Genomic DNA, 13,516 nt, shown 5'->3' with positions numbered 1-13,516 from the left:
CGGGGCCGAAAGCCCCGAGCGGAGAGATGAATGACTGAGCGACGCGCCGAGTTATCACTGGTGGCGGTCACCCTGGTGGCCGCCGCCGGCTGGGTGTTTACCAAATTCGCCCTGGCGGGGTTTACGCCCTATGCGTTTTTATCTATCCGCTTCGCCATTGCCGCGGCAGCCCTGGCACTGTTTTGCTGGCCGGCCCTGCGCCGCCTGCAGCGCCGGCAGTGTCTGCGCAGCCTGACCACCGGCGCGGTTATGGGTCTGGCGCTGTTGATCTGGATTCAGGCGATTGATCGCACGCCCTACATCGGTGAAGGCGCCTTTATTGTCAGTCTGGCGGTAGTGGCGGTGCCGGTGCTCGGCCGCCTGTTGTTTGGCGACAAGATCAGTATCGGCCTGGTTATCGCACTGGTGCCGGCCCTGGCCGGCCTCGCCATGTTGTCGCTGGATCAAGGGTTTCACCTGGCGCCGTACCAGTTGTATTTTCTCGCCTCTATGCTGGCTTTCGCCCTGCACCTGAACCTGTCCAGCCACTATGTACGGGGCATTCCCAGCTTGCCGCTGGCGACGCTGCAGTTGCTCACCGTCAGCATCATCAGCGCCATTGCGGCGCTGGCCACCGAAACCTGGCCCCGGGAGGCCTCGGCCACGGCTTGGTTTTGGCTGCTGTGCGCTGCCCTGATCGCCACCAGCCTGCGCTTCGCCCTGCAGACCTCGGCGCTGCAACACCTCAAGCCCAGCCACGCCAGTATGATCTTTCTCGCCGAACCGGTGTGGACCGCGGTGTTGGGCGCGCTGCTGTTGGGCGAGGTGATGTCCGCCAACCAGATCGCCGGCTGTGTGTTGATCTTTACCTCGCTGCTGATCTTTCGCGGCGGCACCGCGCTGCGGCTGTGGCGGCGCTAGCCCGGATATTGCCGCTTAGTGTTCGTCGCCGCTCAACACCCGGGCAAAGATCAGCGCATCTTCACGACCGCCGCCGCGCGGGTAATAGTTGGGGCGCACACCCACCTCATTGAAACCGCGGGAGTGATAAAGATCGATAGCGGCGGCATTGGAAGGACGCACTTCGAGAAACAGCAGCTCCGCTTTGGGTGCCACCTGCGCGACGACAAAGTCCAATAAGACCGCGCCGATACCCTGCCCTTGGTCGGCGGCGGCGACGCTGATATTCAACAGCTCGGCCTCACCGCCGCCGGCGGCGGCCACCAGGTAACCCAGCGGCCGCTGGCCGGCCTCCGCCACCCAGCAATCGTGGCCCGCGGCGAGACTGCTGGTAAAGCTGTCGCGGCTCCAGGGGTGGCTGTGAACGCTGGCTTCGATGGCCGCCACAACGTCCAGATCGGCAGCCGTCATGGGTCGCAGGATCACGACTGCGCCTTTGGCAGTGGTACGGGAGTAGGTTCGGGAACTGTTCGAAGGGGCGGTCATCAGTGCTGGCGCAGCGGCTGCACAGCGCGCCAGGTCACGGCTTTTTGCGCCGGGTCCTGCAGCATGGCCGCCAGGCTGGGCACCACTATGGCGGCGGCAGACAGCGGCGCCACCGGCATCGCAGTCCCCAGGATATCAACGAAGGGTACAGACTGATCAAGCACGTAACGGGCGGCCGTCTCGCCCATCACCAGCAGGTGGGTAAGTGGCTGTCGCGCTGCCTGGGCCTGGAGAAACGCCTGTACCATCTCGCGCGCCTCTTGTTCGCCCTGGTCGGCTGCGCCGTTTTCCAACACCGGCCAACGCAATACCTGTGCCTTCGGCAACTGCGGCAACCGGTAGCCAAGTGCGGCGACAATATTCGCCAACAGCCGGTCGGTGGGTAGTGCCAGTTGCGCCTCGCGGGAATCGATCACCAGCAGTTCAGTGCCGATGCGCCAGACGGTCAGTGCAAAGCGCGGCACCTCGGCAGCGACAGGAGCAACTGCCGTCTGCCGCGGCGGATCGGCAACCGGAGCGGTGGCCGGCGGGTTTATCTCGGTCGGGTTGGCCACTGGCGCGGCAACAGGTTCGACAGCGGCGGTAGACGCAGCCTCTGCAACGGGCGAGGGCGACAGCACCGGGGCGGCCGATACCGGAGCGGCCGAAGCTGCGCCGGCCGGCGGCAGCGGACAGGCCCGCGACGGCGCTGCACCCGGCAGCAACCAGCGCGGACTGTAACTGTCTACGCCGAGATGCTGTAAATAGGTTTGCCGTTGATAGTCGTCCACGCCGCGGAGTCGTCCTGCTGTAGCTACACCCCGTCGCGTTGCGGATGGGGCCTGGCCCCGGATTCTAGCAGATTTAACGCGTTCAAATAGGCTTTAGCCGAGGCGGCAACGATATCGGTGTCGGCCCCCACGCCGTTGACCAGATGGCCGTCGCGCTCCAGTCGCACCGTCACGTCGCCCTGCGCCTCGGTGCCCTGAGTGATGGCGTTGACCGAATAGAGTTTTAAATCCGCGCCGCTGTGAACCTCGGTCTCGATCGCCTTGAACACGGCATCCACCGGTCCGCTGCCCTCGGACCCGGCGGTTTTGACGGCATCGCGGATACTGAAGCTAATAGTCGCACTGGGTGCCTGGCCGGTTTTGCACTGCACCTCCATACTTTCGAACTGGAAGATTTCCCGGGCCTCCTGGCCGGCATCGGACACCAGGGCCTGCAAATCCTCGTCGAAAATTTCGTGCTTTTTATCCGCCAGCACCTTGAATGCCTGAAATACCGCATTGAATTCACCCGCATCGGCAAAGACGATACCCAGTTCCTCGAAGCGTGCTTTCACCGCAGCGCGACCCGAGTGCTTGCCCAGCACCAGTTTGTTGGTGTTCCAACCGACATCCTCGGCGCGCATGATTTCGTAGGTCTCGCGGTGCTTGAGGACGCCGTCCTGGTGGATACCGGACTCGTGGGCAAAGGCGTTGGCGCCGACAATGGCCTTATTGGGCTGCACCGGAAAACCGGTAATGGTCGACACCAGCCGCGAAGTGGGCACGATATGCGCCGGATCGATACGGGTCTGCACCGGAAAAATATCCTTGCGGGTGCGCACCGCCATCACGATTTCCTCAAGCGAGGCATTGCCCGCCCGCTCACCCAGGCCGTTAATCGTACATTCGACCTGCCGCACACCGTTCATTACCGCCGCCAGGGAATTGGCCACCGCCAGGCCGAGATCATTGTGGCAATGAGTGGAGAAAATCGCCTTGTCGGCGTTGGGCACATTGTCGATCACGCGCTTGAACATGGCGCCGTATTCGCCCGGCTCGCCATAGCCCACAGTGTCGGGGATATTCACGGTGCCGGCACCGGCGTCGATAACAGCCTCGATAATGCGATACATAAAGTCGTGTTCCGAGCGGCTGCCGTCCTCGAGGGAAAATTCGACATCATCCACCAGGTCGCGGGCCTTTTTGACGGCGATAACCGCCTGCTCCAGCACCTGTTCCGGCTCCATTTGCAGCTTGTATTTCATATGGATGGGCGAGGTGGCAATAAACGTGTGGATACGACCGGCCGCCGCGCCTTTCAGCGCTTCGCCGGCGCGCAGAATATCCGGTCCGACCGCGCGGGCCAGGCTGCATACCCGCGCGTCGCGCACAGCTTCGGCTACCGCCTTGACCGCCTCGAAATCCCCGGGGCTGGCAATGGCAAAACCCGCCTCGATGACATCGACACGCATTTTCTCCAGCATTTTGGCAATCCGCACCTTCTCGTCCCGCGTCATTGAGGCACCGGGACTTTGTTCGCCGTCGCGCAAGGTGGTGTCAAAAATAACTAATTGGTCGTTACTCATAACAAATATCAGCTCTTATAAGGTTTTTCTCAAACTGCCGCCGACCGGCCATGAGCAGGCGGCGTCAATTTCGATAGTGTAAGTCGTGTTGGATAGAGACGGGGGGATTATTTGCCGCACCGCGGCAGTCGTAGCGATGCCCGAAACAAGCGTATGTCGCCCGTGATGAAAGCTGCCCGCACTGGAAAGATATGCATACTGCGACCCAACTCTGATGGATTATTCTCAAGTACCGGCCACTATAATAGTAGTCTAAGCGGGGGTCAATACGCATCCTACACTTGAATCAGATATGGGATATATATCCTAATATATACTCTTTAATTACGTCAAAATAGGATAGATATTTCGCATATTAACCCTGCCCGGCTTGTGGCAGCTGCTCCAACAACAAGCGCAGCTGCCGGCGCAGGGCCGCGACATCGACAGCACCCGCTGCGCGACTCTGCGCACCGGGGCGCAGCCAGTCGAGCGCCCGCTGCCGCAGGGCCAGGCCCGCCGCGGTGAGGGACAACAGCACCCGGCGCTCATCGCGCGGGTCGCGAGTCCGGCACAGCAGCTGCTGTCCCTCCAAGCGTTTCAGCAGGGGGGTGAGAGTCCCCGAATCCAGATACAGGCGTCGTCCCAGCGCCGTGACAGTTGCTTCTACCTCGCTATCGCCCTGCCACTCCCACAGTACCATCAACACCAGGTACTGCGGATAAGTAATCCCCAACTCCGCCAGCATCGGCTGGTAGGCCCGCGTCATCGCCCGGGAGGCGGCGTACAGCATAAAACACAATTGTCGGTCGAGCGCGACCAGGTCATCATCGCCGGACATTAAAACGCCTCCTGCGGTCCGGGCGGCTACAGCAGGGGCTCAATAGCGCCGGCGAGTGCTGCCGGCTTGTCGGTGGGCGCAAAACGCTTGACCACCTCACCCTCGCGGTTGACCAGAAACTTGGTGAAGTTCCATTTGATCCGCTGTGAACCCAGGATGCCCCGCGCCTGGCTTTTCAGGTGCCTGAACAGTGGATGGGCATCGTCGCCGTTGACAGCCACCTTGGCGAACAGCGGAAAGGTCACACCGAAATTCAACTCACAGAATTTGCTGATATCGTCGCTGTTGCCCGGCTCCTGGTTGCCAAATTGATTACAGGGGAAGCCGAGGATTTCAAAACCGCGGTCTTTATAGGACTGATACAGCGCCTCCAACCCCTGATACTGGGGTGTAAATCCACACTTGCTGGCCGTGTTGACGATCAATAACACCTTGTCTTTGAAATCGGTGAGATCGGCGCGCTCGCCGGAAATCAGGTCTGCCTGGAAGTCGTAAACCGATGACATGGGAAATACCCCGCATTTGAATTTCAGGCAATTATATTGTGCACAATTTATTTTGCAAGACTATTCCACCCTATGGGCGTTATTTGCTGTCTGCGTCAGCGGAAACTCGCATTAATCGTTTGCAGCACCTCGCGGCCGGGGCACAGCTCGCGCTCTCCCAACTGATTCAGGGGCTGCTCCGCGGTCTCCATCACTTCATGCATATCGGGCGCATTGGGCTCCAGGTAGAGCAGCCCGGTCAAGACCTCGCCGGCAGCACTGCGGCGCTGGATATGGTCCAGGGCGGCAACCCGATCCTGCGGATCATAGCCGGCGGCGCCATCTGCGGCCATCTTGTGCAGGCGCATCACGGAACCGTCGTGCAAACAGACATCGGTGAACTCACCGGGTTGATAGTCCGCCGTTATCTCCTCTTTCATCGGGATAAAGTCGGTGCGATTAAGCGCGGTATTATGCTCGCGCACATAGTCAAAGCTCTTGGTGGAGCCGCGGTGATTGTTGAACGTCACACAGGGCGAAATGCAGTCGATAAAGGCAAAACCATTGTGAGCTATGGCCGCCTGCAGCAGGGGCACCAACTGCGCCTTATCGCCGGAGAAGCTGCGTGCCACAAAGCCGGCACCGGCCTGGATCGCCATGGTAACCAGGTCGACATTGTCCCAGGGGTTGGCACTGCCCTTTTTGGCGAGTGAACCGCGGTCAGCGGTGGCGGAATTTTGCCCCTTGGTCAAACCATAGGTGCCGTTGTTGGCGACGATATAAACCATATTCAAACGCCGCCGCACGGCGTGAATAAATTGCCCGATACCGATAGAGGCGGTATCGCCATCGCCCGACATACCGATATAGATAAGGTCGCGGTTGGCGAGATTGGCACCGGTGGTCACCGACGGCATACGCCCGTGCACGGCATTGAAACCGTGCGCCTGATTCAGAAAATAATTGGGGGTTTTTGAGGAACAGCCGATACCCGACATCTTCGCCACCCGATAGGGCTCCAGCGCCATCTGGTGACACGCCTGCATCACGGCACTGGAAATGGAATCGTGGCCGCATCCGGCACACAGGGTCGACAGCGCGCCCTCGTAATCCCTCACCGTCAGGCCCAGGTCATTGACCGGCAGTTGCGGGTGGCGAAATGACGGTTTGGGGATATAGCTCATTGCTCCACCTCCTGCGGGGGTACCTGCACAGCCGGCGACGGCCTTCCGGTTTTTACGTCGAGGTGACCGACAACCGCATCGATAACGGTAGCAGCCGTAATCGGGTGGCCGTCATAGTGCAGGATGGACACGAGTTTTGCCGGGTCGATATCGCCCTCATTGATCAGCAGGGTACGCAACTGGCCATCGCGGTTTTGATCGATAACAAAAACCTTCTGGTGATTTTTAATAAATTTAAAAACCTCGGCATGAAACGGAAATGCGCGCACCTGCAGCGTGTCAAGAGACACCCCGAGTTCACCCAGCCGATCGATCACCTCATTCATAACCAATGCCGTGGTGCCGATATATACCACGCCGTGCAGACTGCTGGAGCGCTTGCTTTTCCCCACTACCGGCGCCGGCAACACATCGCAGGCGGTGGTGAATTTGCGAGTGATGCGATCGACGTTCTCAACGTAGTCGGTATTGGACTCGGAATAACCGGCAAAGGGATTGTGCGAGGTACCGCGGGTAAAGAAAGCGCCCTTGTCCGGATGGGTGCCGGGATAGGTGCGGTAGGGTATACCGTCACCGTCGACATCCACATAGCGACCAAAAGTATCCAGTGCCTGTAGCTGTCCGGCATCGAGCACTTTGCCGCGATCGTAGCGGCGCCGGTCGTCCCAGTCGAAAGGCGGGCTCACCCAGTCGTTCATCCCCAGCTCCAGGTCCAGCATAACAATGACCGGCGTCTGCAGGCGCTCGGCCAGATCGAACGCCTGTGCCGCCAGCTCGAAGCTGTCGCGGGGATCGGCCGGGAACAGCAGTATATGTTTGGTGTCGCCGTGTGAAGCATAGGCCGATGACAGCAGATCGGCCTGCTGGGTGCGGGTCGGCATGCCGGTTGAGGGCCCCCCGCGCTGCACGTTGAACAACACCACCGGAATTTCAGCATAGTAAGCCAGCCCCAGAAATTCCGTCATCAGCGACACGCCGGGTCCGCTGGTGGCGGTAAAGGCCCGGGCGCCGTTCCAACTGGCACCAATAACAATACCCATGGCCGAAATTTCATCCTCCGCCTGTAGGATGGCAAAGTTTTTGTTGCCGCTGCCCGGATCGATACGCAGCCGGTTGGCGTATTTCTCAAACGCCTCCACCAGCGAAGTGGACGGTGTGATCGGATACCAACTGGCCACAGTGGCGCCGCCGTAAACACACCCCAGGGCGGCGGCGGTATTGCCGTCTACCAATATCGCGTCGCCCAACAGATCGCGGCGGCGCACCTGTATACCGAGCGGGCAGTCGAAATTCTGGCTGGCGTACTGATGCCCCAGCTCCAGCGCGTGAATGTTGGGGGCGATGAGTTTTTCTTTACCGCGAAACTGATCGGCAATCAGGTCCTTGACCACCGGGAATTCAATATTGAGCAGCGCCGCCAGCGCTCCTACATAAATGATGTTCTTGAAAATCTGCCGCTGGCGGGGGTCCTGGTATTCGCGCATACAGATATCCATCAGCGGTATGCCCAACCAGTGGATATCGTCGCGGTAGCGCGACAGATCGATCAGCTTGGTGGAGTCGTACAGCAAATAGCCCCCGGGTACCAGGCTGTCCACATCGGCGGTGAAACTCTGGGGATTCATCGCCACCACCAGCTCCACCCGGTCGCTGCGCCGGCCCAGATAACCTTGTTCACTGATACGCACTTCGTACCAGGTCGGCAGACCCTGAATGTTGGAGGGAAACAAATTGCGCGGACTCACGGGGATGCCCATACGAAACAACGCTTTGGCAAACAGGTGATTGGCGCTGGCCGAGCCGGTGCCGTTTACATTGGCAAATTTGACGACAAACTCATTGGTACTCGCGACGGCAACCATAGATCAACATGCCTGTGCCATTTTGATTAAGAACTTCTGCATATCCCAGGCACCGGTGGGGCAGCGCTCGGCACACAGGCCGCAATGCAGGCAGACGTCTTCGTCCTTGACCATGACCCGCTCAGTGGCCAGGGGCGCCGACACCAGCAACGGCTGCTGCAGGTTCTGCGCCGGTGCGGTCAGGCGCGCGCGCAGTTGTTGTTCCCCGGTGTTGGCCACGAAGCTAATGCAGTGGGTGGGACAAATATCCACGCAGGCATCACACTCGATACACGCTTTTTCCGTAAACACGGTGTGCACATCGCAATTCAGGCAACGCATGGCCTCGGCGTAGCCGGCAGCGGTGTCGAAACCCAGTTCGACTTCCATCTTCTGGTCGAGCAGGGCAATCTTTTTATCGGCATGGGGCACCTGGTAACGGGGGTCTTCGGAAATATCGTTATCGTAGCGCCACTCGTGCATACCGATTTTTTGGCTGACGCAGGTGACGCCGGGCGGCGGTCGTTCCTGTAACGTCAACCCCTGACAGTAGCGATGTATGGATATGGCTGCCTGATGACCGTGTTCGACGGCGGTAATGATATTTTCCGGTCCGAAAGCGGCGTCGCCGCCAAAAAACACCTGCTCATGGGTAGATTGGAAGGTCACCCGGTCCACCACCGGCATACCCCAACTATCAAACGTCACACCCATATCCTGTTCGATCCAGGGAAAAGCATTTTCCTGGCCGACAGCGATGATGACCTCGTCGCAGGCAATCTCCACCGGCGGCTCGCCGGTGGGTACCAGCGAGCGCTTGCTGCCCTGGTAAACCGCGCGTACCGGCTCGAACCGCATGCCCGTCAGGCGACCGTCGGTATGCAGGAACGCCTTGGGCACCAGGAAATTGAGGATTTCCACATCCTCGCGCACGGCGTCGTCTTTTTCCCAGGCGGACGCTTTCATCTCGTCGAAACCGCTGCGCACCACTACCTTGACACTCTCACCCCCCAGACGCCGCGAGGTCCGGCAGCAATCCATCGCCGTGTTGCCGCCGCCGAGGATAATCACCCGTCTGCCGACACGGCTGACGTGCTCAAAGGCCACACTGGCCAGCCATTCGATACCGATATGGATGTGTTGCGCTGCAGCGGTGCGCCCGGGAATATCGAGATCGCGCCCGCGGGGCGCGCCGGTGCCGACAAATACCGCATCGTAGCCCTGTTCCACCATCGCTTTGAGACTGGTGACCTCGTAATTGGCGTGAAGCTTAACGCCGCGATCGAGAATGTAATTGACCTCCTCGTCGAGTACCCGGGCCGGCAGACGAAAGCGCGGGATCTGCGTCCACATCATACCGCCGCCCTTGATTTCACGATCGAATATTTCAATCTCATAGCCGAGCGGGGCCAGGTCCCGGGCCACGGTCAGCGACGCGGGACCGGCACCGATCAGGGCAATTTTCCTGCCGTTTTTCTGCTCGGGTACTGCGGGTAGGAGCGGTATCACATCGCCGCGATTATCGGCGGCCACCCGCTTCAGGCGGCAGATGGCCACCGGCTCCTCATCGATCCGCCCCCGCCGGCAGGCGGGCTCGCAGGGACGATCGCAAACACGCCCGAGGATGCCCGGGAACACGTTCGATTCCCAGTTGACCATATAGGCTTCGGTATAACGCTGGCTGGCTATCAGGCGAATATATTCCGGTACCGGCGTGTGGGCCGGGCAGGCCCACTGGCAGTCGACAACCTGATGATAGAAGTTTGAATCGGTCTGAGTCGGTTTCATGGCAACTCGATTCCACTGGCGCCTGCCGTTCACTTTAACACGGAAAAACGCTAACCGGTAAACGGAATCGAGATCGAAATCCGGCCGGCAGCGGAATAAAACCGACGCCGTACCTCAGGCGAGATAAAAGGCGTTGTAACCGGCCTGGCGCAACAGATAGGCACCGAGTTCACTGCGCCGGTCAGCCTCCGGCCCGACGATATAGGTGGTCTGGTGTTTGAAATTTTGCAGCCGCTGGCGCAGGTGGGTAATGGGAACATTGAAGGTGCGTTTGGCTTGCGTGGATCGATACTCCACTGAAAACCTCACGTCGATACATTGATAATCGTTGACGCCCATCTGTGCCACCTGCTGCACACTGATGGGACTGATAACACTGTCTTTGATAATGGCTTCGAACACATCCCGGTTGATTCGACCGAGCACGCCGTCGGTTTTCATGGTGACCGAAGCATTGCGCGGGGTATCGGCAATCAGCGCCTCGTCGCCAAAGTACTTGCCGGTTGCCAGATCGATAAACTGCCCGCTCTGGGGGCCAAACCGGTCGAGGGCCACCCTGGCTTCACCCTCTTTGATGATGTAGAAAAAATCGCCCGGCGTGTGCTGCTGAATCACCGTTTGTCCGGCCTTGAAATCTACATCATCAAGCTCCCGCAACAGGGTGGTGATAGCAGCCGAGTCGAGATGGTTGGCCAGAGAAGACTGTAGAAAAGCCTCGGTCCAGTCGTCCTGGTAGCTGTCATCTATCTCGACGGCGTAGTCCAGCGACGTTTCACCTTCCTGGAGGTGGGCGATATGGTAACCCGCCAACTGACTGCTGGCCTGAGTGCTCCACAATGACAACCGCTCCAACACCTCGGCATCCACCCGCAGTAACTGGCACTCGCTTTTAGCCCTTATTACCCCGGCGCCCTGTAACAGTTCGTTGAGCGGTTTTTGGCATTGCGGTGAATCCTGGCGGAGGTAGAGACGCTCGTGAAACGAGCGGCGTATTTCCACCTGTCCCCTGACCAAAAAGCATTTGTAACGCTCCATATCCCTTTGTTTGAGGGCAATGCCGCCGGCCGCCACCGGCCGAATTTCACTGTGTTTGATCAGCTCGGCCATATGCTGGGGGGCCACTTTATCAAGGGGGGAAAACTTCTTGACCAAGCAGGGGTTGATACCATTTGCCATAGGAGCTACCGATAACCGCTAAAATTCTGGGGAGGGATGGTTCGGCAAATACTACTCCCGGGCGCCAGGGGGCACCGATAACTGCGTCACGATTACACTCCGGGTTGAGTAGCAAGTTGGCAAGAAAGCGGCGCCTGTGACACAAGAGATTTAAGATGCAACAGGGACCCTATTTTCGGCATCGTGAATCGCATCGCCAACTGCGGCGCCAATGCTACTTTTAAAAGCCGTGCGACCGGTGGCCCCTCAAAACCGCGCAACCGCCGACTTGACCTTGCTGTCGGTATCCATATTTGGCATCGGTGTTGTCGTAGTGGTTAATGTTGCCGTAGTGGTTAGTGTTGCCGTAGTGGTTAGTGTTGCCGTAGTGGTTAGTGTTGCCGTAGTGGTTAGTAGCGACAGATGCCGAACAGCCCCTGATAGAGTCGACAGGCCTTGAGAGTTATCGGCGGAGAAAAAAAAGACCGGTGCCAGGCACCGGTCTTTATATTGAACGAACAGCAAAGTGAAAGCGCGTTATCGGCTGGCTCTGCGTCGTGCCGCGCCCAATCCCAGCAAGCCAATACCGAGCAGTGCCAGGGAATAAGGCTCTGAGACCGGCACATTTTCATAGGTGTACTTGACGTAGGCCGAGCCCCACCAGTCACCCGCGGCTTCGCTGTAGCAGTAGTCATCACCTTTGTGACAGTCAAAAAGGTTGGACCACAAGTCCAGATCGAACTGAATGCCAACAGTGTCCTCACCGCCGACAAAAGACCCGAGGCCGATGTCGGAAAGATCGAAATCGACATTGAACTTACCATTGTCGTATTCAAAATCGTCACAGTCGGCGTAGTAGGGATCATTTCTGTCGCGATCTTTACAATCGCTGTAAACACTTTTCCAAAGGCGTTCTTCATCAGCGCCAAAGGGGTCAAAGATCTGGGCGCCCATACGCATGACACCTACGCCCTTGGCACCGGCTGTCGGGTTCCAGCGCCTGCTTTCGTCTTCGCTGTAAACTTCGTTGCCCAGAAACCAGTAGCTTTCAAAGTAGATATCGACACCGACCAGATTACCCAGGTTGGAGTCAAAGCCATCGAAATACAGGGCATCGCCATCATAGCCGTAGCCGAGGGAAAAGAGACCCCGGTCTTCATCGAGGGCACCTGCCCACAGGTCAAAGTCCTGCGACTGTGAGACCGTCATCAGCGCAGCGTTGGCTGACGCACAGGACAGGATACCAACCAGTCCCAATAATTTAACTGTGTGCTTAGTAAAAGAGAGCATTGTTAATTTCACCAAGTTCCTAACTTCCGATTTTTAAAGGCCGGTATATCACCGGACTTCCCCAACTTAATCGTATATCAGCAAGAAGCAGACCAATACTCTTAACTTATTGTTTTTTATATATTTTTATTGTTTTTCTATAATTTCCGCAGGCAGGTTTGTAAATAATATCGACATTATACGCGCCAAATCAGATATTTCGATGCCGTGCTGTCGCAAGCCAGGAGAGCCGGGCACGCAGCGAAGGCGCCCTCCCCCCAAGAAAAAGCCCCGGCAAGTGACCCTGCAGGGGCTTTGAATTAAGAGCCTGACGATGACCCGGCCGGCGAACCGGTGCTCTCACGTGAGAGTAGGTCCGGGGAGCAGTGCGCCAACGTAAAAACCCCTGCAGGAATCCCTACAGGGGCTTTGAATTAAGAGCCTGACGATGACCCGGCCGGCGAACCGGTGCTCTCACGTGAGAGTAGGTCCGGGGAGCAGTGCGCCAACGTAAAAACCCCTGCAGGAATCCCTGCAGGGGCTTTGAATTAAGAGCCTGACGATGACCCGGCCGGCGAACCGGTGCTCTCACGTGAGAGTAGGTCCGGGGAGCAGTGCGCCAACGTAAAAACCCCTGCAGGAATCCCTACAGGGGTTTGGCGTTTAAGAGCCTGACGATGACCTACTCTCACATGGGGAAACCCCACACTACCATCGGCGCTGAGTCATTTCACTACTGAGTTCGGCATGGGATCAGGTGGTTCCAACTCGCTATGGTCGTCAGGCAAAGCGGTTTGACTGGGCTTGAGTCTTATCTCCCTCCTGCGGTCTCAAGCGGGAGTGCATTGCCGTCGTCAAAAAGGGCGGTGGTCGGTAAAGTTGCTTTGCCTGCTGTTAGGTATAGCGCGGTGTCATCTCTTCTGCGTCTCTGACCCACTACCTGTCACGACGGTCACCACAACCAATCGCTTCGGTTATATGGTCAAGCCTCACGGGCCATTAGTACTGGTTAGCTCAACGCCTCACAACGCTTCCACACCCAGCCTATCAACGTGGTGGTCTTCCACGGCCCTTTAGCACCCTCAAGGGGTGAGGGAGATCTTATCTTGAAGGAGGCTTCCCGCTTAGATGCTTTCAGCGGTTATCCCGTCCGAACATAGCTACCGGGCAATGCGATTGGCATCACAACCCGAACACCAGCGGTTCGTTCACTC

Annotated in this window: 11 protein-coding genes and 2 rRNA genes; 1 reads left to right on the top strand and 12 read right to left on the bottom strand. The window is 58.4% G+C overall.

Annotated elements, in window-relative coordinates; genetic code table 11:
- The first annotated feature begins 30 nt into the window (after nucleotides 1-30).
- A complete protein-coding gene (locus FKG94_RS10195; protein ID WP_142904134.1) occupies nucleotides 31-900 on the top strand; it encodes a DMT family transporter in 870 nt (289 codons plus the stop codon).
- 15 nt (nucleotides 901-915) lie between these two features.
- Here FKG94_RS10195 and rimI read toward each other — a convergent pair whose 3' ends face one another.
- The 12 genes from rimI to FKG94_RS10135 form a co-directional block, all read right to left on the bottom strand.
- Nucleotides 916-1,425: a ribosomal protein S18-alanine N-acetyltransferase gene (gene rimI / locus FKG94_RS10190; protein WP_142904133.1), complete on the bottom strand. Its 510-nt coding sequence runs from the start codon at nucleotides 1,423-1,425 to the stop codon at nucleotides 916-918.
- Entirely contained in the window at nucleotides 1,425-2,195 is a 771-nt protein-coding gene (locus tag FKG94_RS10185; protein ID WP_142904132.1) for a uracil-DNA glycosylase family protein, read from the bottom strand. Before FKG94_RS10185 ends, rimI begins: the two co-directional genes overlap by 1 nt.
- A gap of 23 nt (nucleotides 2,196-2,218) precedes the next feature.
- Nucleotides 2,219-3,760, bottom strand: coding sequence for a 2-isopropylmalate synthase (locus tag FKG94_RS10180; RefSeq protein WP_142904131.1), 1,542 nt, complete (start codon nucleotides 3,758-3,760; stop codon nucleotides 2,219-2,221).
- 355 nt (nucleotides 3,761-4,115) lie between these two features.
- The gene (locus FKG94_RS10175) at nucleotides 4,116-4,580 is read right to left on the bottom strand and encodes a MarR family winged helix-turn-helix transcriptional regulator (protein WP_142904130.1); all 465 of its coding nucleotides are present in this window, start codon (nucleotides 4,578-4,580) and stop codon (nucleotides 4,116-4,118) included.
- A gap of 26 nt (nucleotides 4,581-4,606) precedes the next feature.
- Entirely contained in the window at nucleotides 4,607-5,086 is a 480-nt protein-coding gene (locus FKG94_RS10170; RefSeq protein ID WP_142904129.1) for a glutathione peroxidase, read from the bottom strand.
- Between the two features lie 95 nt (nucleotides 5,087-5,181).
- Entirely contained in the window at nucleotides 5,182-6,249 is a 1,068-nt protein-coding gene (locus FKG94_RS10165; RefSeq protein WP_142904128.1) for a 2-oxoacid:ferredoxin oxidoreductase subunit beta, read from the bottom strand.
- Nucleotides 6,246-8,111, bottom strand: coding sequence for a 2-oxoacid:acceptor oxidoreductase subunit alpha (locus tag FKG94_RS10160; RefSeq protein WP_142904127.1), 1,866 nt, complete (start codon nucleotides 8,109-8,111; stop codon nucleotides 6,246-6,248). The genes FKG94_RS10165 and FKG94_RS10160 overlap by 4 nt, the downstream gene beginning before the upstream one ends.
- A 3-nt stretch (nucleotides 8,112-8,114) precedes the next feature.
- Entirely contained in the window at nucleotides 8,115-9,878 is a 1,764-nt protein-coding gene (locus tag FKG94_RS10155) for an FAD-dependent oxidoreductase (protein ID WP_142904126.1), read from the bottom strand.
- Nucleotides 9,879-9,992: 114 nt separating this feature from the next.
- A complete protein-coding gene (locus FKG94_RS10150; RefSeq protein ID WP_142904125.1) occupies nucleotides 9,993-11,054 on the bottom strand; it encodes a cyclic nucleotide-binding domain-containing protein in 1,062 nt (353 codons plus the stop codon).
- A 516-nt stretch (nucleotides 11,055-11,570) separates the two neighbouring features.
- Nucleotides 11,571-12,323 (bottom strand): PEP-CTERM sorting domain-containing protein, encoded by a 753-nt coding sequence (locus tag FKG94_RS28970; RefSeq protein ID WP_218943498.1) that lies wholly within the window; start codon nucleotides 12,321-12,323, stop codon nucleotides 11,571-11,573.
- A 648-nt stretch (nucleotides 12,324-12,971) separates the two neighbouring features.
- A 5S ribosomal RNA gene (gene rrf, locus FKG94_RS10140) occupies nucleotides 12,972-13,087 on the bottom strand.
- Between the two features lie 193 nt (nucleotides 13,088-13,280).
- Nucleotides 13,281-13,516 (bottom strand): 23S ribosomal RNA (locus tag FKG94_RS10135); the annotation flags it as partial.

Source organism: Exilibacterium tricleocarpae (assembly GCF_007004655.1).
Classification (GTDB): domain Bacteria; phylum Pseudomonadota; class Gammaproteobacteria; order Pseudomonadales; family Cellvibrionaceae; genus Exilibacterium; species Exilibacterium tricleocarpae.
This window is presented reverse-complemented; position numbering and strand designations above follow the sequence as displayed.

Coding starts and splice junctions, on each gene's coding strand:
- FKG94_RS10155 (WP_142904126.1), bottom strand. CDS start 9,878: ATGAAACCGACTCAGACCGATTCAAACTTCTATCATCAGGTTGTCGAC.
- FKG94_RS10170 (WP_142904129.1), bottom strand. CDS start 5,086: ATGTCATCGGTTTACGACTTCCAGGCAGACCTGATTTCCGGCGAGCGC.
- FKG94_RS10180 (WP_142904131.1), bottom strand. CDS start 3,760: ATGAGTAACGACCAATTAGTTATTTTTGACACCACCTTGCGCGACGGC.
- FKG94_RS28970 (WP_218943498.1), bottom strand. CDS start 12,323: ATGCTCTCTTTTACTAAGCACACAGTTAAATTATTGGGACTGGTTGGT.
- FKG94_RS10175 (WP_142904130.1), bottom strand. CDS start 4,580: ATGTCCGGCGATGATGACCTGGTCGCGCTCGACCGACAATTGTGTTTT.
- rimI (WP_142904133.1), bottom strand. CDS start 1,425: ATGACCGCCCCTTCGAACAGTTCCCGAACCTACTCCCGTACCACTGCC.
- FKG94_RS10165 (WP_142904128.1), bottom strand. CDS start 6,249: ATGAGCTATATCCCCAAACCGTCATTTCGCCACCCGCAACTGCCGGTC.
- FKG94_RS10150 (WP_142904125.1), bottom strand. CDS start 11,054: ATGGCAAATGGTATCAACCCCTGCTTGGTCAAGAAGTTTTCCCCCCTT.
- FKG94_RS10160 (WP_142904127.1), bottom strand. CDS start 8,111: ATGGTTGCCGTCGCGAGTACCAATGAGTTTGTCGTCAAATTTGCCAAT.
- FKG94_RS10195 (WP_142904134.1), top strand. CDS start 31: ATGACTGAGCGACGCGCCGAGTTATCACTGGTGGCGGTCACCCTGGTG.